This is a genomic window from Thermoanaerobacter uzonensis DSM 18761 (assembly GCF_900129115.1).
GTDB classification, from domain to species: Bacteria; Bacillota; Thermoanaerobacteria; order Thermoanaerobacterales; family Thermoanaerobacteraceae; genus Thermoanaerobacter; species Thermoanaerobacter uzonensis.
On sequence record NZ_FQUR01000007.1, the window covers coordinates 246,318 to 269,000 of the forward strand.

At 35.5% G+C, this 22,683-nt stretch carries 21 protein-coding genes, 9 tRNA genes and 1 riboswitch; of the genes, 29 read left to right on the forward strand and 1 reads right to left on the reverse strand.

Translation table 11 applies throughout. The features are described 5' to 3' along the window. Genes BUB32_RS02900 through BUB32_RS02915 form a run of 4 tightly spaced genes read left to right on the forward strand, consistent with a single transcriptional unit; the run spans position 1 to position 4,545 of the window. Positions 1-918, forward strand: coding sequence for an ABC transporter permease (locus BUB32_RS02900; protein WP_072967315.1), 918 nt, complete (start codon positions 1-3; stop codon positions 916-918). 12 nt (positions 919-930) lie between these two features. Continuing rightward, a complete protein-coding gene (locus BUB32_RS02905; RefSeq protein WP_072967320.1) occupies positions 931-1,962 on the forward strand; it encodes an ABC transporter ATP-binding protein in 1,032 nt (343 codons plus the stop codon). After that, positions 1,955-2,917, forward strand: coding sequence for an ABC transporter ATP-binding protein (locus BUB32_RS02910; protein ID WP_072967322.1), 963 nt, complete (start codon positions 1,955-1,957; stop codon positions 2,915-2,917). Before BUB32_RS02905 ends, BUB32_RS02910 begins: the two co-directional genes overlap by 8 nt. A gap of 53 nt (positions 2,918-2,970) precedes the next feature. After that, the gene (locus tag BUB32_RS02915; protein ID WP_072967324.1) at positions 2,971-4,545 is read left to right on the forward strand and encodes a hypothetical protein; all 1,575 of its coding nucleotides are present in this window, start codon (positions 2,971-2,973) and stop codon (positions 4,543-4,545) included. A 23-nt stretch (positions 4,546-4,568) separates the two neighbouring features. Here the strand turns inward: BUB32_RS02915 and BUB32_RS13080 are convergent, their stop codons facing one another. Next, complete coding sequence (locus BUB32_RS13080) at positions 4,569-4,748, reverse strand: hypothetical protein (RefSeq protein ID WP_072967326.1); 180 nt, start codon at positions 4,746-4,748, stop codon at positions 4,569-4,571. 183 nt (positions 4,749-4,931) lie between these two features. Here BUB32_RS13080 and BUB32_RS02925 point away from each other — a divergent pair, with 183 nt between their 5' ends. The 25 genes from BUB32_RS02925 (at position 4,932) to thiM (ending at position 22,668) form a co-directional block, all read left to right on the forward strand. Further along, positions 4,932-6,701: an N-acetylmuramoyl-L-alanine amidase gene (locus BUB32_RS02925; protein ID WP_072967328.1), complete on the forward strand. Its 1,770-nt coding sequence runs from the start codon at positions 4,932-4,934 to the stop codon at positions 6,699-6,701. 266 nt (positions 6,702-6,967) lie between these two features. Beyond that, a complete protein-coding gene (gene rph / locus BUB32_RS02930) occupies positions 6,968-7,753 on the forward strand; it encodes a ribonuclease PH (protein WP_072967330.1) in 786 nt (261 codons plus the stop codon). Next, positions 7,713-8,309: an XTP/dITP diphosphatase gene (locus BUB32_RS02935; protein ID WP_072967332.1), complete on the forward strand. Its 597-nt coding sequence runs from the start codon at positions 7,713-7,715 to the stop codon at positions 8,307-8,309. The genes rph and BUB32_RS02935 overlap by 41 nt, the downstream gene beginning before the upstream one ends. Continuing rightward, positions 8,310-8,810, forward strand: coding sequence for a metallophosphoesterase (locus BUB32_RS02940; RefSeq protein WP_072967335.1), 501 nt, complete (start codon positions 8,310-8,312; stop codon positions 8,808-8,810). 175 nt (positions 8,811-8,985) lie between these two features. Further along, positions 8,986-9,059 (forward strand) — tRNA-Gly (locus BUB32_RS02945). 4 nt (positions 9,060-9,063) lie between these two features. Then, positions 9,064-9,140 (forward strand) — tRNA-Arg (locus BUB32_RS02950). 11 nt (positions 9,141-9,151) lie between these two features. Continuing rightward, positions 9,152-9,228: transfer RNA gene (locus BUB32_RS02955), tRNA-His, on the forward strand. 3 nt (positions 9,229-9,231) lie between these two features. Continuing rightward, positions 9,232-9,306, forward strand: a tRNA-Gln gene (locus tag BUB32_RS02960). Between the two features lie 6 nt (positions 9,307-9,312). Then, positions 9,313-9,388 (forward strand) — tRNA-Lys (locus BUB32_RS02965). Between the two features lie 33 nt (positions 9,389-9,421). Beyond that, positions 9,422-9,508, forward strand: a tRNA-Leu gene (locus BUB32_RS02970). Positions 9,509-9,515: 7 nt separating this feature from the next. Then, positions 9,516-9,591, forward strand: a tRNA-Gly gene (locus tag BUB32_RS02975). Positions 9,592-9,604: 13 nt separating this feature from the next. Continuing rightward, positions 9,605-9,681: transfer RNA gene (locus tag BUB32_RS02980), tRNA-Arg, on the forward strand. Positions 9,682-9,717: 36 nt separating this feature from the next. Further along, positions 9,718-9,793: transfer RNA gene (locus tag BUB32_RS02985), tRNA-Lys, on the forward strand. 239 nt (positions 9,794-10,032) lie between these two features. Next, on the forward strand, positions 10,033-12,132 hold the full coding sequence (locus tag BUB32_RS02990) for a glutamine synthetase III family protein (protein WP_072967336.1): 2,100 nt from the start codon (positions 10,033-10,035) through the stop codon (positions 12,130-12,132). 148 nt (positions 12,133-12,280) lie between these two features. Continuing rightward, entirely contained in the window at positions 12,281-13,621 is a 1,341-nt protein-coding gene (locus BUB32_RS02995; RefSeq protein ID WP_072967338.1) for an ammonium transporter, read from the forward strand. 94 nt (positions 13,622-13,715) lie between these two features. Beyond that, complete coding sequence (locus BUB32_RS03000) at positions 13,716-14,054, forward strand: P-II family nitrogen regulator (protein ID WP_042835042.1); 339 nt, start codon at positions 13,716-13,718, stop codon at positions 14,052-14,054. Positions 14,055-14,114: 60 nt separating this feature from the next. Continuing rightward, positions 14,115-14,825 (forward strand): type 1 glutamine amidotransferase, encoded by a 711-nt coding sequence (locus tag BUB32_RS03005; protein ID WP_072967340.1) that lies wholly within the window; start codon positions 14,115-14,117, stop codon positions 14,823-14,825. A gap of 308 nt (positions 14,826-15,133) precedes the next feature. Then, positions 15,134-16,258 (forward strand): class II glutamine amidotransferase, encoded by a 1,125-nt coding sequence (locus BUB32_RS03010; protein WP_072967342.1) that lies wholly within the window; start codon positions 15,134-15,136, stop codon positions 16,256-16,258. Continuing rightward, the gene (locus BUB32_RS03015) at positions 16,255-17,760 is read left to right on the forward strand and encodes a glutamate synthase-related protein (protein ID WP_072967344.1); all 1,506 of its coding nucleotides are present in this window, start codon (positions 16,255-16,257) and stop codon (positions 17,758-17,760) included. Before BUB32_RS03010 ends, BUB32_RS03015 begins: the two co-directional genes overlap by 4 nt. Before the next feature lie 11 nt (positions 17,761-17,771). After that, the gene (locus BUB32_RS03020; RefSeq protein WP_072967347.1) at positions 17,772-18,221 is read left to right on the forward strand and encodes a 4Fe-4S dicluster domain-containing protein; all 450 of its coding nucleotides are present in this window, start codon (positions 17,772-17,774) and stop codon (positions 18,219-18,221) included. Continuing rightward, positions 18,218-19,483 (forward strand): NAD(P)/FAD-dependent oxidoreductase, encoded by a 1,266-nt coding sequence (locus BUB32_RS03025; RefSeq protein ID WP_072967350.1) that lies wholly within the window; start codon positions 18,218-18,220, stop codon positions 19,481-19,483. Before BUB32_RS03020 ends, BUB32_RS03025 begins: the two co-directional genes overlap by 4 nt. Further along, positions 19,483-20,211: a GltB/FmdC/FwdC-like GXGXG domain-containing protein gene (locus BUB32_RS03030; protein ID WP_072967352.1), complete on the forward strand. Its 729-nt coding sequence runs from the start codon at positions 19,483-19,485 to the stop codon at positions 20,209-20,211. The genes BUB32_RS03025 and BUB32_RS03030 overlap by 1 nt, the downstream gene beginning before the upstream one ends. 65 nt (positions 20,212-20,276) lie before the next feature. Further along, positions 20,277-20,379: riboswitch (TPP riboswitch) on the forward strand. A gap of 58 nt (positions 20,380-20,437) precedes the next feature. Further along, a complete protein-coding gene (gene thiD, locus BUB32_RS03035) occupies positions 20,438-21,232 on the forward strand; it encodes a bifunctional hydroxymethylpyrimidine kinase/phosphomethylpyrimidine kinase (RefSeq protein WP_072967353.1) in 795 nt (264 codons plus the stop codon). Between the two features lie 3 nt (positions 21,233-21,235). Further along, positions 21,236-21,877: a thiamine phosphate synthase gene (thiE, locus tag BUB32_RS03040; RefSeq protein ID WP_072967355.1), complete on the forward strand. Its 642-nt coding sequence runs from the start codon at positions 21,236-21,238 to the stop codon at positions 21,875-21,877. Continuing rightward, a complete protein-coding gene (gene thiM, locus BUB32_RS03045) occupies positions 21,874-22,668 on the forward strand; it encodes a hydroxyethylthiazole kinase (RefSeq protein ID WP_072967357.1) in 795 nt (264 codons plus the stop codon). Before thiE ends, thiM begins: the two co-directional genes overlap by 4 nt. Positions 22,669-22,683: the final 15 nt, after the last annotated feature.

Below are 22,683 nucleotides of genomic sequence, written 5' to 3' on the forward strand. Positions count from 1 at the left end.
GTGGTTGAAATTACAAGAGGGAAATTTGAAAGAGTAGGACCAAATATTGAGGAAAGTCAAGCAATAGTTCGTCCCAGTATGACTTACTGGCAAGACGCATGGAGAAGACTTAAAATGAATAAAGTTGCGATGGCCTCTTTAGTATTTCTCATCCTGTTGGGCATAATGGCGATCATAGGGCCTTATTTATTACCTTACAAATATTCTGACCAAAACCTTATGATGACAAATAAACCGCCATCTGCTGAGCATTGGTTTGGTACGGATTATCTGGGCAGAGATTTATTTGTAAGGACGTGGATGGGAGCAAGAATATCTCTCACTATAGGTATTGCAGCGGCTTTACTGGATGGTATCATTGGTGTAATTTACGGGGGAATTTCAGGATACTTTGGAGGACAAGTTGACAATATTATGATGCGTATTGTAGATATTTTGTATGGAATACCTTATCTTATATTAGTTATTTTGCTTATGCTTGTTATGGGACCTGGGATTGTTACTATAATTACCGCAATGGTTATAACAGGTTGGGTAGGAATGGCAAGACTTGTAAGAGGGCAAGTTTTGCAGTTAAAAGAACAAGAATTTGTGATGGCGGCGAAAACTTTAGGAGCTTCTCCCGGAAGAATAATTATGAAGCACTTAATTCCAAATACTTTAGGTCCAATAATAGTTTCTATAACTTTCGACGTTCCTGCTGCAATTTTTACAGAAGCTTTCTTAAGCTATATAGGTTTAGGTGTACAGCCTCCTTTAGCAAGTTGGGGAACTTTAGCTAATGATGCTACAAATGTATTGCTCATGTATCCTTACCAATTGTTCTTCCCGGCGTTTTTCATAAGTATAACAATGCTCTCTTTCAACTTATTAGGTGATGGTTTAAGAGACGCTCTTGACCCAAGGTTGCGCAAATAAGGAGGAATTGACATGGAAAAAAAAGAAGTATTGTTAGAAGTAAGAGATTTGGAGTATTCTTTTGATACCTATGCCGGGGAGGTTAAAGCCGTAAGAGGCGTAAGCTTTGAAGTGTATAAAGGAGAAGCCTTGGCAATCGTTGGCGAATCCGGTTGTGGTAAGTCTGTGACAATGCATGCAGTAATGAAACTAAACCCTGAACCTCCAGGGAGATTAAAAGGTGGGAAAATCATATTTGATGGAAAAGATATAACTAATTATACAGATAGAGAGATGCAATCAATAAGAGGTTCAGAAATTGGTATGATATTCCAAGATCCTATGACTTCTTTGAATCCTACAATGACAGTAGGTAATCAAATTGCTGAAGTAATTTTGAAACATGAAGATGTAACTAGAGCAGAAGCTATAAAAAGGGCTAAAGAAATGTTGGACATTGTTGGAATTCCAAATGCTGAAAAAAGAATTCATCAATATCCTCATGAATTTTCAGGTGGAATGAGACAGAGGGCGATGATTGCTATTGCTTTAGCTTGTAAACCTAAATTATTAATTGCAGATGAGCCAACTACAGCTTTAGACGTTACAATACAAGCTCAGATTTTAGATTTGATGAAAGATTTGCAAAAACAATTTAATACCTCAATAATTATTATTACTCATGACCTTGGAGTTGTTGCTGATATAGCGGATAGAGTTGTGGTAATGTATGCAGGTAAAATTATTGAAAGAGGTACAGTAGACGAAATATTTTATAACCCACAACATCCTTATACGTGGGGGCTATTAAAGTCGGTTCCTCGCTTAGATGCAAAGAATAAAGAAAAACTTGTACCGATTATTGGGACACCGCCTGACCTTTTTGCACCACCTGTTGGCTGTCCTTTTGCAGCAAGGTGTGATTATGCTATGAAAATATGTTATGAAGCTCCGCCAGAGGTCACTAAAGAATCAGAGACTCAGCAAGTTGCTTGTTGGCTTAAACACCCCTATGCTCCAAAAGTTGCTAATCCATTTGGAATGGGGGTAACAGTAGATGAGTGATAACAAAGTTTTGCTCGAGGTAAAAAATCTTAAAAAATATTTTCATGTTAGTGGTGGTATTTTAAAAGCTGTAGATGATGTAAGCTTTACCATTAAAAAAGGAGAAACATTAGGTTTGGTGGGAGAGTCGGGGTGTGGCAAATCTACGACTGGCCGGACCATAATAGGACTTTATGAGCCAACGGCAGGAGAAATTATATTTGATGGAGAAAGAGTTACCCATTTAAATTACGAAGGAAGAAAAAAATTTGCTAGAAGAGCACAAATAATTTTCCAAGACCCTTATGCTTCCTTAAATCCCCGTATGACTGTAGGGGATATCATCGGTGAAGGAATTGACATACACGAACTTTATACTGGAAAAGAAAGGATGGAAAGAATATATCAACTTTTAGAGATGGTAGGATTAAATAGAGAACATGCTAATAGATTTCCTCACGAATTTTCAGGTGGTCAGAGACAAAGAATTGGTATAGCGAGGGCAATGGCTATAGAACCAGATTTTATTATAGCTGATGAACCTATATCTGCTTTAGACGTGTCTATACAAGCTCAGATTGTAAATCTTTTGATGAATTTGCAACAAGAAAAAGGTCTTACCTACTTGTTCATTGCTCATGACCTGAGCATGGTAAGGCATATAAGTGATAATGTTGCTGTAATGTATTTAGGAATGATTGTGGAAATGACTAGTAGCGCTGAGCTTTACTCTAATCCGCTACATCCTTATACTCAGGCACTTTTGTCAGCGGTACCTATACCTGACCCTAATGTAGAGAGAAAAAGAGAAAGAATAATACTTGAAGGTGACGTGCCAAGCCCAATAAATCCACCCCCTGGTTGTAGATTTAGAACGAGATGCAAATATGCGATGGATATTTGCAAAGAACAAACTCCTCCACTTAAAGAAGTGGGTAGCGGTCATTTTGTTGCTTGTCATCTTTTTAATAAATAAAAAAGGCACTTGTAGCGAGTGCCTTTTTTAAAATTCTAAAAAGAAGGGATAAAATGTCTAAAAAGGCTGTGTCAATTCTATTAGTCGTGATAATTTCTCTCCTCTTAATTTCTTATCATTTTTATGAATTTTTAAAAGTTTTTTCAAGTAATCCTTCTGATATGTGGAGCAGAGACTTGACTGTTGGTGAGAAAAATTTAAATATGCCTTCACCCCTTTTTTGGGATGGGGGAAGTGTATATGGAATTTGGACTAATGATACCGGTTTTGCAATATCACAGATTTACCCTTTTTCAAAGGATACAAAGAAAATTTTTATCAAGAACTTTAATGAGACCTCAGTGAAGAACGTTGAATATTACAAGGGGAAAATTTATTGGTCTGAAAATGATAATATAAATGAAATGGAAACAAACGGAGACAATTATGAAAATTTAAATATAATAGCAGTAAATTTTAAAATTGTTGATGACTATATTATAACTGTCAATTCACAGGGAATCGAAATTTTTAATATTGCAAATAATTTTAAAAAATTATCTGAGGTAAATCTAAAAAATGTTTCACAAATCGATGCAGTACATAAAAATGGTACTTTGTATGTTTCGGTGCTTGTAGATGATAAGCAGGAATACAAAATTTATTATTTATCTTATGACATAAAAGGACAACGATGGTCTACACCTGTAGAAGTATATAAATTACCTCAGACAGCTACTTCAAAATTAGATAATATAAAGATTGGATATGATAAAAAAGTATACATTTTTTACAACTTGACTTCAAAGACAAGTTCAAATGTCTACTATTTTTACTTTGACCCTCAGAATTCTAAAGGGTTTGAACCTAGAAAACTAGAATTAAATGTTTATGGAAAAATTCCTTCTCCTGACGTAGGAGCTTTTGACATAAAACAATTCCAAGATGGAATAGCAGGAGTATTTTCTGCTTTAAGTAGTTACAATATTATTGGCCAAAGCCGAGTAGAAGGAACAGAGATCATTTATGCTTTTTTTAAAGATGGTGATATTGTTAAAGTAAAATCTGTTACTAAAGAAGGCGGTTGGGCATCTGAGCCCTATTTGTTGAATGCGCCTAAAGGATTGTTTTTATCTTGGATAGAAGCAGGAGGTTTTTATAAATACATAGTAAAAGTCGCCAGTACAAATCCTGAATTTATAAAGCAAGTAGGTGGTATCCGTAAGCTAGATATACAAAATGCTTTAAGTCTTTGTACCTTTTCTATTTCTGCTGCTTTGCTTTTAGGATTTATTATGACATTTTCTGTCTCACTGCCTGGCTATGGATGGCTTTTGTTTGTCATGCTTTTTGAACCGCGAAGGTTTAAAAATGAATCGATTAATTCTTTTTACATAGGTATGTCTTTATATGGAGCAGCAAAATATTTTTTTTATCCTCCTCAGGTTATAAAAAATAGCATGGAACAAATACTATTTCCCTATAATTTAAATATTATACCTATATTGACATTGATTCTATCATTTGCTCTTGTCAAAATGTACTTTGGAGGGAAAAAATTTAATTCTAATTTTGCAGCTTTTACTTTCATGGTGATTATAGATTCTCTATTTATCAATTTGTTTTATGCACCTTTTTTGATAAAATGAAAGCTTTCAGAGTTTGACTGCTGTTATTTTTTTGCTTTTACATAATATGCACAATTGATACTTGAATTTTCATAGTTGACGTTGTTTTTATTGATATTATCATCAATTAATCTATTTATTTTGGTCATCTGTGAGAGATTAGATAAAGTGCATTTTCCTTCTTTTTGGTAAATACAATCGGCTGTGCAATTAATATTAGTCACAAGTGCCACCTCCCTTTTTTATTTTTCCTAAAACTCAAAAAACTAATCCATTTAACCGATACAATATATGTAATTACTAATAAAGTTAAGAAATTGTAATAAGTTTGTAATCATTTTGTAATATTAAAGTATTATGATATATTTAAAGTCGAATTTTTTTCACAAAAAAAAGGGGGGGTTTTAGTGAAAAAAATAGTATTATTTGTTGTAATAGTTGTAGCAATTTTAGCCTCCTACAGTATGGCCTTCGCTTATAAAAACACTATCTTAGTAGATGGGAAACCTTTTTATTACAATATTCCAGATGTCACAATTAAAATAGATGGTCAAAATTTCGACACAGGCAAAACCCCACCTTTAATTTTAAAAGACAGCACATTAATTCCTGTGAGGGTGATCTCAGAAAAGGGATTTGGAGCTAAAGTAGAGTGGGATGACAAAACCAAGATGGTTACTATAACAAAAGGTAAAACAGTTAAATTAACTATTGGAAGTGATATTGCCTTAGCGGACGGAAAAAAAGTTAAGTTGATAGCTCCTGCAAGAATAATAGAAATTAGTAAAGAAGGATATACATATATTCCTTTTAGATTTTTATTTGAGACTTTTGATTATAAAGTAGAATGGGACGAAAAGAATTATCAAATAAATACTACCTCTCCTCCTAAAATTATAAATATAAAAAATTTTGATACAAACTATAATAATGGTATATTTTCTATAAATATTACAGGAGATAATCCTATAAAATATAGCCAAGGAGTTATAGAAGATCCAGGGAATATTAGAATTTATGTGGACATAGAAAATTCCATATGGGACAAAGGAAGAATAGATATACCAATTAACAAGAAAAGTCTTTTAAATGCGGTAATTGCACAGAACCAAACACAACCTATACCTAAAGTGCGAGTAGTGATATATTTAAAAGATATGCTCCCTTACGGAATTGTCCAATCGCAGGATAAAACACGTTTAACTATTTCTTTTGATGTTGGGACAAGCTATGTAACAGGTATAAGTTTTACAAAAGAAGGGGAGTATGATAAAGTCATAATTAATGCTGATGCGGAACATTTTAATACTCAAAGAATAGGGGATAATAAAATAGTTGTGGACATATCAGATGCTGTTCTTAAAATGCCAGATGGGAATAAAGCTGGTCAAATACCAGTAGAAGGCAATGTTATAACGGCTATAAGGTATTCACAGTATAACAACGACACAGTGAGAGTGGTAGCAGATACTACTAGCAAAACGGATTATTCTGTAAAAATAGTCGAAAAAAACATTATAATGCTGGTTATAAAGTCTCAGCCAAATGAAATGCCTCTTATTTATATAGATCCTGGGCATGGGGGAAGTGACCCTGGTGCGATAGGAGTAGGGGGGTTAAGAGAATCTGACGTAGTTTTGGGGATTGCTCTTAAGCTAAATAGCCTTCTCACAAAAGATGGATTTAGAACTATGATGTCTAGAGATTCTGATGTATTTGTAGACCTTGTTACTAGGTCACAAGAAGCGAACAATGCGGGAGCTGACGTATTTATAAGTATACATACTAATGCTTTTGGGACTCCAACTCCTAAAGGCACAGAAATATGGTATTATCCAAATGGATACAAAGGAGACATGAGAGACAACAAGACCTTTGCTCAAATTGTCTATAACAACTTAATGAAAGAGATAAATACGGTTGATAGGGGACTTAAAGAAGGTCCTAATTTGTCAGTGCTTAACAAGACAAAAATGCCAGCAATACTTATTGAGACAGCTTTTATAACAAATCCTGATGATGCAGCCTTGCTTCAAGATGATGACTTCCAATGGAAAGTAGCTCAAGGAATATACAATGGCATTGTAGAATATTTTAAAAGGTTAAAAGAGGGATCTATTTCTACGACTGTTTCTAATTCTGTATATGATGCAAATAATGCAAATAGCAATCCATAATTTATCTGGTTTTTTAACCGAGATCAAACTGTAGACAAACTTTCGTAAAGGAGATATTTTGCATCGGAGCGACGATGCAAAATATCTCCTTTGAATATTTTTTAACTTTGTCTACAGTCTGTATCTGGTTTTTTAAACCAGATTTTTTTGTTCTTATGTTCTTGTAAAATATTAATAAAGGTTTTAAAATAATATTGAAGGATAAAAACAATAAAGCAGAATAAATTAGCTTTAAACTATTTTTATTAAATGAAAGGGTTGAAGAAATGAATAGAATTGATGGAAGGAAATTTAATGAGCTGAGACCTATAAAAATTACAAGAAATTTTAATAAATTTGCAGAAGGTTCTGTTCTAATTGAAATGGGGGAGACAAAAGTCATTTGTACAGCTTCTATTGAGGATAAAGTACCTCCATTCCAAAAAGGTACAGGTAAGGGTTGGATAACCAGTGAGTATGGCATGTTGCCAAGAGCAACTGAAACAAGAAATCCACGAGAAGTAACTAAAGGAAGACCTAGTGGAAGGACTATGGAAATACAACGGCTTATAGGCCGTTCTTTAAGGTCTGTAGTAGATTTGGATGTGTTAGGAGAAAAAACTATATGGATAGATTGCGATGTTATCCAAGCAGATGGAGGTACACGAACAGCTTCTATTACAGGTTCATTTATAGCATTGGCAGATGCACTTAACAAATTGGTAGAAAAAGGCGATATTCCTAAGATTCCTTTAAAAGGTTTTGTTGCGGCTGTAAGTGTAGGAATTGTAGAGGGAAAGGAGCTTTTAGATTTATCCTTTCAAGAAGATTCTAATGCATTAGTAGATATGAATGTAGTTATGACAGACAAAGGAGAAATTGTAGAGATACAGGGAACAGGTGAGGGTGGACCATTTACGAAGCAAAATTTTTCAGATCTTCTAAATCTTGCAGAATATGGGATTGAGCAAATTATCAAAATTCAAAAAGAAGTTCTTTCTGATATTGTAGATAAAATAGGAGTTGATTCGGTTGAAAATAATAATAGCAACCAACAATCCTCACAAAACTGAAGAAATAAAAAATTTTTTTAAAGGCTATCCTGTTGAAATTTATTCTATAGCAGACTTGGGAATAAAAGAAGATATAGAAGAGACAGGAAATACGATTGAAGAAAATGCTCTTATCAAGGCTCGCTTTTTAAAAGAAAAAGTTGATGGAATTGTTATTGCTGACGATACAGGGTTGTTTGTGGAGTATTTAAATGGGCAACCTGGAGTATATTCAGCAAGATTTGCTGGTGAAAATGCTACCTATGAAGATAACAATAAAAAATTGTTAAAGCTATTAGAGGGCGTTCCTTGCGAAAAAAGAAAAGCTTATTTTAAGACAGTGATAGCAGTGTTAGAAAGTGAAAAAGAAACTTTATTAGAAGGTAAATTAGAAGGGTATATTTTGGATCATCCTCGAGGGAAAAATGGTTTTGGATATGACCCGGTTTTTTATGTCGATAATTTAGGGAAGACTTTAGCAGAACTTACCATGGAAGAAAAAAATAAGATAAGTCATAGAGCTGATGCTCTTATGAAGTTAAAGAATTATATTTTAAAACGTTTGGAGGAAAAATAAATGGTTTTAGCAGTTATTAGTGATACACATGGTATATTTACATTGGTTAGGAAAAAATTTCGGGAGCTTAATGGAATAGATTATCTTATTCATTTAGGAGATAACGCCTCAGATGCTATTCAATTATCTCAAGAATTTGGGATTCCATTAGAGTATGTTAAAGGAAATTGTGATTTCCCTACAAAAGATGAATTGGAGAAAGTAATTGAAATAGAAGGCAAAAAAATTTTGTTAACTCATGGACACAGATATTATGTTAAATACGAGTATCAAACGATTTTAGATAGAGGAAGAGAATTGGGAGTAAATGCTGTATTTTTTGGGCATACTCATATTCCCATGATTTCAAAACATGAAGATATTTTACTTTTAAATCCAGGCAGTCCTTCTTTGCCAAGAGAAGGTGCAAAAAAAACGATAGCATTAGTGACAATTGATAAGAGCGGTATATTCCCAAGATTAGTGAATTTAGAAGAAGTTTCAGTGTTAAAAGAAGCATAGAAGACATAAGAGGAGGAATTACACCTCTTATGTCTTCTATACAATTTAATCCCCAAAAATTTTTTAAACGAGGTGTTGACAAAGATAAAGGCATCTGATATAATCTAAAACTGTCAGACGAATTAAGAAACAAGCGAGAAAAATTCTTCTGAAATCTCAAGTAAGTTAATTACATGCGGGTGTAGCTCAATGGTAGAGCCCCAGCCTTCCAAGCTGGTTACGTGGGTTCGATTCCCATCACCCGCTCCAATATGCGCCTGTAGCTCAGTTGGATAGAGCAACGGCCTTCTAAGCCGTGTGTCGGGAGTTCGAATCTCTCCAGGCGCACCATTTATTGTGTGGTGGATATAGTTCAGTTGGTTAGAGCGCCAGATTGTGGCTCTGGAGGTCGTGGGTTCAAGTCCCACTATCCACCCCATGCTGGGATGTAGCCAAGTGGTAAGGCACCAGACTTTGACTCTGGCATTCGTAGGTTCGAATCCTGCCATCCCAGCCATTATGTGACCCATTAGCTCAGGAGGTAGAGCACCTGCCTTTTAAGCAGGGTGTCCCGCGTTCGAGTCGCGGATGGGTCACCAGTTTTAAAGAAAAAAGTGAGGGCCTGAATTTGTGCGGGAGTGGCGGAATTGGCAGACGCGCTAGATTCAGGTTCTAGTGCCTAAAGCGGCATATGGGTTCAAGTCCCTTCTCCCGCACCATATAGATGCGGACATAGCTCAGTTGGTAGAGCATCACCTTGCCAAGGTGAGGGTCGCGAGTTCGAGTCTCGTTGTCCGCTCCAACAAATTTTTTATGCGCCCTTAGCTCAGTTGGATAGAGTGACAGGCTTCGAACCTGGAGGTCGTGGGTTCAAATCCTACAGGGCGCACCAGATGAGAGAAAGTTAAATAATAACATTATTTTTCGTGCGCCATTAGCTCAGTTGGTAGAGCAGCTGACTCTTAATCAGCGGGCCTGGGGTTCGAGTCCCTAATGGCGCACCAGACAAATAAAAAAGTGCTTGAAATTAAAATAAAAATATGTTATTATAAGATGTGAAGGGAAATTATTAATTTACTATATATACTACCTGTATATGAGCTAGAAATTTAATAATTTGTGAATGAAACAAAGGCGTTTCATCAAATAAGTGATGGCGCCTTTGTTTTTTTTTAATATTTGCACTTTAATTAATTATTAAGTTAGTATGTTAATTCATAAAAATTTAAGAGGAGGAATTGTTATGGCACAAAACACTTTAAGCGACATTTTTGGTTCAAATGTTTTTAACGATTCAGTCATGAGAGAACGCCTTCCAAAGGCAACTTACAAAGCTTTAAGAAGAACAATCGATGAGGGAATTCCATTAGAACCAGCAGTTGCTGAAGTTGTAGCAAATGCAATGAAAGATTGGGCAATTGAAAAAGGAGCAACTCATTTTACACATTGGTTCCAACCATTGACTGGAATGACGGCCGAAAAACGCGACTCCTTCATTTCTCCTACTCAAGATGGCAGAGTAATAGCTGAATTTTCCGGAAAAGAATTAATTAAAGGTGAGCCTGATGCGTCTTCTTTTCCATCAGGTGGTTTAAGGGCTACCTTTGAGGCAAGAGGGTATACAGCATGGGATTGTACCTCACCTGCTTTTATAAAGGATGATACACTATATATCCCCACGGCTTTCTTTTCATATACAGGGGAGGCGCTAGATTTAAAAATACCTTTACTGCGTTCTATGGAAGCTTTGTCAAAGCAAGCTCTTCGAGTGCTAAGATTATTTGGTAATACTACAGCCAAAAAGGTTATTACAACCGTAGGACCTGAACAGGAATATTTCTTAATTGATAAAAAGATGTACGATAAACGTAAAGATCTTATACTTACAGGAAGGACTCTATTTGGTGCTAGATCGCCAAAAGGTCAAGAAATGGAAGATCATTATTTTGCTTCTATCAAAGAAAGAATATCAGCATTTATGAAAGATCTAGATGCAGAACTATGGAAATTAGGAGTTCCGGCCAAAACTAAACATAATGAAGTTGCTCCTGCTCAACATGAACTTGCTACAGTATACAATACAGCTAATATTGCATCGGATCATAATCAATTAACAATGGAGTTAATGAGAAAAATTGCTTTAAGGCATGGACTTGTATGCCTTTTGCACGAAAAACCTTTTGCAGGAGTCAATGGTTCCGGTAAACACATTAACTGGTCTATGAGCACCGATGATGGTCAAAATCTCTTAGATCCGGGACATACACCCCACGACAATGCACAATTTTTAGTATTCCTGTGTGCTGTAATTAAAGCTATTGATGAATATGCTGACTTGGTCAGAGTAGCCGCTGCAACACCAGGAAATGATCATCGTCTTGGCGCTAATGAAGCACCGCCCGCAATTGTATCAGTCTTCCTTGGTGAACAGCTTACGGATATTCTTGAACAAATCGAAAATGGTGGTGCAACAACTTCTAAACAAGGAGGAGTACTAAAAGTAGGTGTATCAACTCTTCCTGCACTACCAAAGGATTCTACAGATAGAAACAGAACATCTCCTTTCGCATTTACAGGAAATAAATTTGAATTTAGAATGGTTGGTTCTTCTGCATCAATTGCAACTGCTAATTTCATTTTAAACACCATTGTTGCTGAAGCTCTGTCGCAGATTGCAGATAGGCTAGAAAAAGCTAACAATTTTGATGAAGAATTGCAATTGTTGCTTAAAGAAATTGTAAAGAAGCACAAAAGAATTATATTTAACGGGAATAATTATTCAGAGGAATGGGTAAAAGAGGCAGAAAAAAGAGGACTTCCTAATATTCGATCAAGTGTGGAAGCCATTCCTGCTTTGATCAAAGAAAAGAATGTCAAGCTCATGGAAAAACATGGTGTTTTAAATAAAGCTGAACTTGAATCTCGTTATGAAATTTCTCTCGAAAATTATGTAAAAACAATTAATATTGAAGCGTTGACAATGTTGGACATAGCAAAGCGGCAAATACTGCCGGCAGCTGTGGATTTTGCTACAAAAATTGCAGAATCGATAAATTCTGTAAAAGCAACAGGTCTAAATGTTGATATAAGTGCACAAACTGGATTATTAGAAGAAGTTTCTTCACTAATAAGTGAATTTAAGAAAAACATTTCTGAACTTGAAAATGCAGTTAATGAAGCTTCAAATATGAATAGTGATTCTTATAGCAAGGCTTGTTATTACAGAGATGTAGTATTTACAAAAATGGGCATTTTGAGAGAAATCGGTGATAAACTGGAAAGCATTGTAGATGCAGAATTATGGCCACTACCGACCTATGCTGACATGCTATTTAATATTTAACTTTTTACAGGATTGTCTAATGAGATATAAAAATTAATATTTTAAAGTACAAAAGCAAAGGCGCTTTTGCAACAGGCTAAAACCTAAGGCAAAAGCGCCATTTTCTATGTTGGCTAAAATAGAAAAATTTGGAGGAGGTTTATACAAAATGTGGAAGAAGATTTGCTTGTTATTCTCTCTCATGTTTATGTTTTTAATTATACCAAATTTAGTTTTTGCTTCTACAGGTAAAATCAATACGGGTGATACTGCTTTTGTGTTATTTTCTGCTGCGCTTGTTATGATTATGACTCCAGGACTTGCTTTCTTTTATGGTGGTATGGTCAGTAGTAAAAATGTAATAAGTACCATGATGCAAAGTTTTATAATTATCGCAATAATATCAATCCAATGGGTATTATTTGGTTTTTCATTATCATTTGGAGGCGATGTGGGACATATAATAGGAAATTTACAATGGTTAGGATTGAAAAATGTAGGATTTGAACCTTATGACGCGTATTCTGCAACAATTCCTTTGATGGCTTTTATGATTTACCAGTTAATGTTTGCAATAATTACACCTGCCCTTATAACTGGTGCTTTTGCTGAAAGAATGAGATTTGGTGTGTTCTTATTATTTACTCTATTATGGACCACACTTGTATATGATCCTATTGCACACTGGGTATGGGGCAACGGGGGATGGCTTAGAAATCTTGGTGCACTTGATTTTGCAGGAGGTACGGTTGTTCATATCAGTTCTGGTATTTCAGGTCTTATAGCAGCAATTTTAATTGGAAAGCGTAAAAATGTTAATATACTTCCCCATAATATGCCTATGGTTATTATGGGTACAGCAATTTTATGGTTTGGATGGTTTGGTTTTAATGGAGGGAGTGCGTTAGCAGTAAATGGAATAGCTGTTAATGCCTTTGTAGTTACAAACACAGCAGCAGCAGCCGCTGCACTTGGATGGGTTATAGTTGAATGGAGAATAAATGGCAAACCGACACTTTTTGGTGCAGCAAGTGGAGCTGTAGCAGGACTTGTTGCAATAACACCTGCTGCAGGTTATGTAACTGCGGTATCAGCAATTATAATTGGTATTATTGCAGGGATATTGTGTTATTTCTCAGTAAATTACTTGAAACATAAATTTAAATATGATGATTCACTTGATGCTTTTGGCATACATGGTATTGGTGGTACATGGGGTGCTATAGCAACAGGTATATTTGCTACAAAAGTAGTAAATCCCGAAGGCGCGAATGGATTAATATATGGGAATGTACACCAATTTATAGTACAAATTATAGGTGTGATTGCGGTATATGTCTTTGCAGCTATAATGACATATTCCATACTTAAATTCATAAATCTATTTATGGACTTAAGAGTAAGTGATGAAGAAGAGGAAGTAGGTCTAGATATATCTCAACACGGTGAAGGAGCATATAATAATACAGAACTTAAGTATAATTATTTTAGTTATTATGATAATAATTAGGGAAAATAGTCTATATAGCATTACTTAAAAAAAATAAGTGGCGAAAATTAATTATCAACTTATATTTTAGGAAGTTTAAAAGGAGTGATTTGGTTTGAAAAAAATAGAAGCCATTATACGAACGGAAAAATTGGAGATTATTAAAGATCAGTTAAGTAAATTTGGTATTCGCGGTATGACTGTATATCCCGTAATGGGTTGTGGAAATCAAAAAGGTTGGACCGAAGTTTACCGGGGAAATGAATATTTTATCAATTTATTGCCAAAAGTTAAGATTGAAATTGCAGTAACTGATAATCAGGCGGAAAAGTTAGTAAAACTCATATCAGAAGTCGCACGGACTGGGGAAATTGGAGATGGTAAAATTTTTGTGGTGAATTTGGAAGATGTGATACGAGTTCGTACTGGCGAACGGGGTGAAAAAGCACTTTAAGCAAAAAAATTAATTAAAGTTAAATCTGAATAATCATAATTGTTTAAAGGAGACGAGATAATGCAAGTTTTAATTATCCAACATGTAAGTCAAGAAGGACCAGGCCTTATAGCTGAAATTTTTTCAAAGAAAGGATGGAAGTTAGATATTCGCGTAATGAATCAACCTGGAGCTATTTTACCTAAAACGGTGGCTGACTATAATGCTGTGATAATTTTGGGAGGGCCAATGGGAGCATATGAAGAAGAAAAGTACCCATATCTTTATCAAGAACAAGAACTTATACGCGATGCGATAGCAAGACGAATACCAGTGTTAGGAATATGTTTGGGAGGACAGCTTATTGCCAGGGCGTTGGGAGCAACAGTCAAACCTAACTCGATAAAAGAAATTGGGTGGTATAAAATACATTTGACAGAAGCAGGGAAAAGGGCTCTTCTTTTCGATGATTTACCAGAAGAATTTTGGACTTTTCAATGGCATGGAGATACTTTTGAACTGCCTGAAGGGGCTGTTCTCCTTGCAGAAGGTGAAACTTGTACTAACCAGGCTTTTGCTTATAAAGATTGTGCTTGGGCTTTACAATTTCATCCAGAAGTTACACCTATCATTGTCGGTTATTGGACTGAGATTTATAAAGAAGAACTTATAGATTTTGCTGGACCAGAAGCAGCGGATCAACTTAAAGAGGAGACAAAAAGGCTGTGGGAAAAAAATCGGGAAGTTTTTTCACGTTTTTGGGCGAATTTTTCCAGAATTTTAGATGTTTAGGGAAGGAACGGGAAGAAACACCACCACTTTTTACTTATAAAAAGTGGTGGTGTTTTTATTATTTAGGTGTTATTTTTTGCTCACTACATTATTTAATTGCAAAATTAACCTAAAAATAATTTATGAATTTTTCATATTAACATATTGCGAAATTAATAAAATGTATTATAATTAATATAACACTCACAATTTAGGATTGATAAGCATTTTACCACAATTTGAGGACAATTTTAAGCAGTAAACATTTTCGCTTTATGCAACTTTCAAAAAAAATATTGCATATAAAAATTTTTTAAGGGGGTTATAAAATGTTGAAGGAAGGTTATGTAAGAATACCTTCGGGATGTGCTATAAGTGGTATAATTGATCGCACTGGTCGTCTATTTTCAGGGCAATCTATAACAGATTCCATCGCGACAATGCATGATAGATCAAATGGTCTTGGAGGTGGTTTTGCTGCATATGGCATTTATCCTGATTTTAAAGATTATTTTGCATTTCATATGTTTTATGATGATTTGATAGCTAAACAGGAAACAGAAAATATTTTAAAGGCAGATTATGTAGTGGCTTTAGAAGAAAAAATACCAACGCGAAAAACGGCACATATTAAAAATGCACCATTAATTTACAGATATTTTGCTATACCAAAGCCAGAGAAATTGAAATTGTCAGAACTGGATGAGAATGAATTTACAATTAAATTTGTATTTAATATAAACAGCAATATACGGGGCGCTTATGTTTTTTCTAGCGGGAAAAATATGGGAGTATTTAAAGCGGTAGGTTATCCAGAAGATGTTGCAAATTTTTATAAATTGGAATCTTATAAAGGATATATGTGGCTGGCCCATGGTAGATTTCCAACAAATACACCAGGATGGTGGGGTGGTGCACATCCTTTTAATTTATTAAATATCTCTGTTGTTCACAATGGCGAGCTTTCTTCCTACGATACTAATCGTAAATATTTAGAAGAGTTTGGATATATTTGTACATTGCAAACTGATACAGAAGTTGCGGCATATATATTCGATCTTTTATTAAGAAAACATGGTTTACCAATAGAGCTTGCATGTAAAGTAGTTGCATCGCCTTTGTGGAAGCAGGTTGAGAGAATGTCGCCAAAAGAAAAATTTTTATACACTAACCTAAAAGTAATTTATGGGAGAGCATTACTAAATGGTCCATTTTCAATGATAATAGCATATGGAGATGGCTTTATAGCAATAAACGATAGAATTAAACTAAGGCCACTTACTGCTGCAAAAAAAGGCGATATGATATATGTAGCCAGCGAAGAGTCAGCAATAAGGCAAATATGCAAAAATCCGGAAAGCGTATGGATTCCTAGAGGTGGAGAACCTGTTATAGCTGAGCTCATACGTGATAACGAAAAAGAAATGTATTCTACAAAGGAGGTTACTGCATGAGTTTAAGCTATCTTACTCCAGAATTTAAAGTACTCAGAGATTACGATAAATGCATTAATTGTAAGGTTTGCATGAGGCAGTGTTCATTTGAAGTTCACAGTTATGATGAAGATCTAGATAAGATGGTTTCAAATGATATAAATTGTGTAAATTGTCAAAGGTGTGTTCTCTTGTGTCCAACACAAGCTCTTACAATTATTAAACATCCTCAAACATTTAAAGAACATGCTAATTGGACTTATGATGCTATAAGAGATATATACAGACAGGCAGAAACAGGTGGAGTTCTTCTGTCATCTATGGGAAATGATAGGCCTTATCCTGTATATTGGGATAAAATGGTTATAAATGCAAGTCAGGTTACAAACCCGTCTATAGACCCGTTGAGAGAACCTATGGAATTAAGGGTGTATTTAGGTAGAAAGCCTGATAGGATAGAAATAGAAGAAAACCTCAATGTTAAAACAAAAATGCCTCCTCAACTCAAACTTGAGACACCAATAATGTTTTCAGCAATGTCTTATGGATCAATAAGTTACAATGCTCATGCAGCTTTGGCAAGAGCTGCTGAAGAGCTTGGGATACTTTATAATACTGGTGAAGGAGGGCTTCATAAGGACTTCCGCAAATATGGGAAAAATACAATTGTACAGGTCGCATCAGGTCGTTTTGGTGTTGATAGAGAATACCTTAATACTGCGGCGGCTATTGAAATAAAAATTGGTCAAGGTGCAAAGCCTGGGATAGGTGGTCATTTACCCGGTGAAAAGGTGAGTGAAGATATCTCAGCAACAAGGATGATACCACCTGGAAGTGATGCTATATCTCCTGCACCGCATCACGATATTTATTCAATTGAAGACCTTGCGCAATTAATATATTCATTGAAGGAAGCTACCGATTATCAAAAACCTGTTGGTGTAAAAATTGCAGCAGTCAATAATGTTGCGGCAATAGCTTCGGGAATAGCGAGAGCTGGAGCAGATTATATAGCAATAGACGGATTTAGAGGTGGTACAGGGGCTGCTCCAAAGAGAATAAGGGATAATGTAGGAATTCCAATTGAATTTGCAATAGCTGCTGTAGATGCAAGACTCCGCTCTGAAGGTATAAGACATACAGTATCTTTAGTTGCAGCAGGTAGTATTAGAAACAGTGCGGATATAGTCAAAGCAATAGCTCTTGGTGCAGATGCTGTATACATTGCAACAGCTGCTTTGATTGCTTTGGGATGTCATATGTGCCAAAAATGCCATACTGGTAAGTGTAATTGGGGAATTGCTACACAAGATCCTAACCTTGTAAAAAGATTAAACCCTGAAATTGGATATAAACGTCTTGTTAACCTTGTTCAAGCATGGAGTCATGAGATAAAAGAAATGCTTGGTGGAATGGGTATAAATGATATTGAAAGTCTTAAAGGCAATAGGTTAATGCTTCGTGGGATAGGAATGACGCAGAAGGAACTTGATATACTTGGCATTCTTGCTGCCGGCGAATAGGAGGTATTTTTGTGAAAAAGGTTTATGTAAAAGAAGAAGTGTGCGTGGGATGTAGATTATGTGAAGTATACTGTATTACATCTCATTCAAAATATAAAGATGTTTTAAAAGCATATAAGTTGGAACCCCAAAGGCCGACGCCACGAATTGTTATAGAGGAAAATAGACCTGTATCTTTTTCGCTTCAGTGTAGGCATTGCGATGATGCGCCATGCGTTAAATCATGCATTACAGGAGCGATGCGAAAAGATCCATTAACAGGTGTTGTAACTTGTGACACAGATAAATGTGTTGGATGCTGGACTTGCGTGCTTGTATGTGAGTTTGGTGCAATCATAAGAGATGTAAATAATAAGGTTGCATCAAAATGTGACTTATGTGCTGAAGCAGGAGAACCGGCTTGTGTCAAGAATTGTCCTAATGAGGCACTTGTCTATAGTGAAGGAGGCATTTTTGTATGAGAATAGTAATAATTGGTAATTCTGTTGCAATGGTAGGTGCAGTAGAGGCAATAAGAAAATATGATACGAGTTCTGAAATAATTGTTATTTCAGATGAAACATATAACGTGTATTCAAGGCCCCTTATATCTTATTATCTTGGGAATTTAGTTTCTGAAGACAAAATGATATATAGAGAGAAAGATTTTTACCGCAAAAATAAAGTAGAAACTGTATTTGGTATTAAGGCTATTTCTATTGATGAAAGAAAAAAAGAAGTGCATCTTGAAAACGGAGACAGCATAAGTTTTGACAAACTTCTCATTGCAACGGGCGGGAAACCTATAATACCTCCAGTAGAAGGATTGAATAAAAAAAATGTTCATACTTTTATTAAAATGGACGATGCTAAAAAATTAAAGGAAGCTGCCAAGCCGGGTTCAAAAGCTGTAATTGTAGGGGGTGGTCTCATCGGATTCAAAGCAGCAGAAGGTCTTCACCATTTAGGGGTAGATGTAACAATAGTTGAACTTGCCGATAGAATTTTAAGTACAATTCTTGATGCAGAAGGAGCATCTTTGGTATCTCAAAGTCTTCAGAATGACGGCATAAAAATAATTACGGGAACAACGGTGGATAAAATCATAGGAGATGAATATGTTAAAGGGGTTTTGCTCAAAAATGGGCAGGAATTAGAAGCCGATAATCTTATTATCGCGATAGGTGTTGTGCCAAACGTTGATGTTGTAAAAAACACATCAATTTCTATAAACCGTGGTATTTTAGTAGATAACACTATGAAAACAAGCGTTGAAGATGTATATGCAGCAGGAGATGTAGCCGAAGGTTATGATATGCTTGTTGAGTCAAATAGGGTTGTGCCAATATGGCCAAATGGATACATGCAAGGGGAAATTGCAGGGCTTAACATGATTGGTATAAATAAAAGTTTTAAAGGAATTTTCCCTATGAACTCAATAGGTTATAAAAATACAAATATGATAACAGCTGGTATAACAAATCCACAGCAGCAGGAATTTGAGATTATCTCTAAAATTGATCATAACAGAAAGTATTATAAAAAATTTGTGGTAAAAGAAAATAGGTTAGTAGGATTTATATTAATTAATGATATTGATAGGGCTGGATTATTTACTGGGTTTATAAAAAACGAAACGGATATAACTCCATTTAAGAAGTATCTTTTAAATGATGATTTTGGATTCATATATTTGCCAAAAGAATTAAGAAAGGCAAAAATGCTTGACCTGGAGGTGGTATGATGAAAACCATAAATGCGTCAGGAATCTATTATAGAGACCTTAATGAAATAATTAAAGAGTTAGTTCGTGCTGGTGAAGATATAATTAATTTGAAAAATGTTAATGGTCAACGATATATAGGAGATAATCTATCTGGGACTACCAAAATAAATATCGAAGGTACACCTGGGAATGACATGGCAGCTTTTATGGATGGACTTACAATAGAAGTTTTTGGTAATGGACAGGATGCAATAGGAAATACAATGAACGATGGGAATATTATTATACATGGACATGCAGGTGATGTCGTTGGTTACGGGATGAGGGGTGGATCTATCTATATAAAAGATAATGTTGGTTATAGAGTTGGCATACACATGAAAGAATACAAAGATAAAGTTCCTGTAATAGTTATTGGAGGAAGTGCGGGAGACTTCTTTGGTGAATATATGGCAGGTGGATGCATGATTGTACTGAACTTAAAAAATGATGAAAATATAGTTGGAGAATATTGTGGTACAGGGATGCACGGAGGAGTTATATATTTGAGAGGAGATGTAGAAGACTATAAACTTGGGAAAGAGGTTATTAAGGAAAAGATAGATGACAAAGATTACGCGTTTATCCAAAAGTATGTTGAAAATTTTTGTCAATATTTTGATTATGATTTTCAAAAGATTATGAATCATTCTTTTGTCAAGTTGCATCCGATAGGCAAAAGGCCCTATGGAAATATGTATGCATAAAATTATTTTAATTCTTTTGGATTTGTGGTATAATTAGTTTAGACAATTTAGACAAAACTTAATATGACAAGTGCTAGGGGAGCCATAAATGGCTGAGAGGGGATTTGTTCCCGACCCTTTGAACCTGAACAGGGTAATGCCTGCGCAGGGAAGCACGTTTTACGAAGTTTGTAAAAAGTGCTCACCTGAACAGGTGAGCATAATTTATTATTTTGGAGGTGGTCATATGAAGTTAGTCCTTACTATTGCCGGTTCTGACTCTGGGGGAGGAGCAGGTATACAGGCAGATTTAAAGACTTTTTCAGCACATGGAGTATACGGCATGAGTGTCATTACTTCAATAACAGCGCAAAATACCATGGGGGTTTTAGGGATTGAGGATGTAAGTCCTGATATGGTGTATTTGCAGATGAAGGCAATTTTTGAGGATTTGTATCCCGATGCAGTGAAGATAGGCATGGTATCTAATGAAGACATTATTAAGATGATTGCAAAAGGATTAAAAGATTACAATGTAAAAAATGTTGTGCTGGACCCTGTCATGATTTCAAAGAGTGGAAGCTATTTATTGAAGCCGGAAGCAGTGGAGGCTTTGAAAAAGGAATTGATTTCTTTAAGCCTTGTAGTTACGCCAAATCTTATGGAGGCAGGAGAATTAATTGGAAAAGAAATTAAAAATATATCGGATATGAAGGAAGCGGCTAAGAAAATTCTAGATTTTGGGGCAAAAGCAGTAATTGTAAAAGGTGGACATCTTACAGGAGATGCTTTAGATGTGTTTTACGATGGAAAAGAGTTTTATGAAATTACATCAGAGAGGATTGATACTAAAAACACTCATGGTACAGGCTGTACATTTTCTTCAGCTATAGCTGCCAATATCGCTTTAGGCTATGATTTAGTTGAATCAATAAAAAGAGCGAAAGCATACATTACAGGGGCTATAAAACATTCATTGGCCATAGGGCATGGAGTAGGTCCCACCAACCATTTTTGGAATATAAAAATAAGGGAGGTGTGAGATATGGACTTAACCCTTTATGCTATAACGGATAGGTCTTACATAAAGGATATGGATATTGCTGACGCAGTAGAATTAGCAATAAAAGGCGGTGCAACAGTAATTCAACTGAGGGAAAAAGACATATCAAGTAGGGAATTTTATGAAATTGCTCTTAAAGTTAAAGAAGTGACAAAAAGAAATAAAATTCCTCTCATTATTAACGACAGAGTGGATATAGCTTTGGCGGTGGATGCAGATGGAGTTCACGTTGGACAGGAGGATTTGCCAGCAGATGTTGTAAGGAGAATGATAGGTCCTCATAAAATAGTAGGGGTATCAGCGAGGACAGTGGAAGAAGCTTTAAAAGCACAAAGGGATGGAGCGGATTATTTAGGGGTAGGTGCGGTGTTTAAGACTCCAACAAAGCCGGAAGCGGAAGCCATTGGAATAGAAGGGCTGAAAAAGATAAAAGAGACAGTCATTATTCCCGTAGTTGCAATAGGAGGTATAACGAAGGATAATGCTTATGAAGTCATGTTAAAGTCGGGAGTAGACGGGATATCTTCAGTTTCAGCTGTATTTTATGGGGATATAGAAAACAATACAAGAAAACTTTTGGAGGTTATAGCAAAAGCGATAAACGATAGGAGGAATTTGAAATGAAAAAAGAATTGTTGAAAATTTTAAGAGAGAAAAAGCCTTTAGTTCACCATATTACAAATATAGTTACTGTCAATGATTGTGCGAATATAACACTGGCTATAGGAGCACTGCCAGTCATGGCACATGCCTTGGAAGAAGTAGAAGAAATGGTAAGTGCAGCAGATGTTTTAGTTTTAAATATAGGTACTCTTACAAATGAACAAGTAGAAGCGATGATAAAGGCAGGGAAGGCTGCAAATAGACTTAAAGTACCAGTTATATTAGACCCTGTTGGAGCGGGAGCTACGAAGCTTAGGACACAAAGCTCAAAAAAGATATTAGAAGAGGTAAAAATTTCTGTGATAAAAGGGAATAGTGCTGAGATTTCAATACTTGCAGGTAAAGGTGGGAAGATACGCGGTGTAGAGTCTCAAGGCGGAGCAGATGATATTTCTGAAGCTGCAAAAGATTTAGCAAACGCGTACAATGTTGTAGTAGCAGTGTCAGGTGTTACTGACATAATTACTGATGGAAAAAGAATTGCGTATGTAAAAAATGGACATCCTATGATGGGTACTATCACCGGCACAGGCTGTATGCTTACCTCTGTAGTAGCAAGCTTCTGCGGAGTATGTGAAGATTATTTTGAAGCTACAGTAGAAGCTTTTGTAGCTTTTGGAATAGCAGGGGAAAGAGCTGCTCAAAGCAGTAATGTCAAAGGGCCCGGCAGTTTTAAAGTGACATTTTTTGATGAGATATATAATCTTACGCCGGAGATAATAGAAAAAGATAAAAAAATAACTATCTCATAAATTTACTTTAAGAAA

Bases quoted from the DNA above. Each gene is read 5' to 3' on its own strand.
- BUB32_RS03010 (WP_072967342.1), top strand. From the start codon at position 15,134: ATGTTGAAGGAAGGTTATGTAAGAATACCTTCGGGATGTGCTATAAGT.
- BUB32_RS03030 (WP_072967352.1), top strand. From the start codon at position 19,483: ATGAAAACCATAAATGCGTCAGGAATCTATTATAGAGACCTTAATGAA.
- BUB32_RS03005 (WP_072967340.1), top strand. From the start codon at position 14,115: ATGCAAGTTTTAATTATCCAACATGTAAGTCAAGAAGGACCAGGCCTT.
- thiD (WP_072967353.1), top strand. From the start codon at position 20,438: ATGAAGTTAGTCCTTACTATTGCCGGTTCTGACTCTGGGGGAGGAGCA.
- thiE (WP_072967355.1), top strand. From the start codon at position 21,236: ATGGACTTAACCCTTTATGCTATAACGGATAGGTCTTACATAAAGGAT.
- BUB32_RS03015 (WP_072967344.1), top strand. From the start codon at position 16,255: ATGAGTTTAAGCTATCTTACTCCAGAATTTAAAGTACTCAGAGATTAC.
- BUB32_RS03025 (WP_072967350.1), top strand. From the start codon at position 18,218: ATGAGAATAGTAATAATTGGTAATTCTGTTGCAATGGTAGGTGCAGTA.
- BUB32_RS02990 (WP_072967336.1), top strand. From the start codon at position 10,033: ATGGCACAAAACACTTTAAGCGACATTTTTGGTTCAAATGTTTTTAAC.
- BUB32_RS02995 (WP_072967338.1), top strand. From the start codon at position 12,281: ATGTGGAAGAAGATTTGCTTGTTATTCTCTCTCATGTTTATGTTTTTA.
- BUB32_RS02940 (WP_072967335.1), top strand. From the start codon at position 8,310: ATGGTTTTAGCAGTTATTAGTGATACACATGGTATATTTACATTGGTT.
- rph (WP_072967330.1), top strand. From the start codon at position 6,968: ATGAATAGAATTGATGGAAGGAAATTTAATGAGCTGAGACCTATAAAA.
- BUB32_RS02905 (WP_072967320.1), top strand. From the start codon at position 931: ATGGAAAAAAAAGAAGTATTGTTAGAAGTAAGAGATTTGGAGTATTCT.
- BUB32_RS02915 (WP_072967324.1), top strand. From the start codon at position 2,971: ATGTCTAAAAAGGCTGTGTCAATTCTATTAGTCGTGATAATTTCTCTC.
- thiM (WP_072967357.1), top strand. From the start codon at position 21,874: ATGAAAAAAGAATTGTTGAAAATTTTAAGAGAGAAAAAGCCTTTAGTT.
- BUB32_RS02910 (WP_072967322.1), top strand. From the start codon at position 1,955: ATGAGTGATAACAAAGTTTTGCTCGAGGTAAAAAATCTTAAAAAATAT.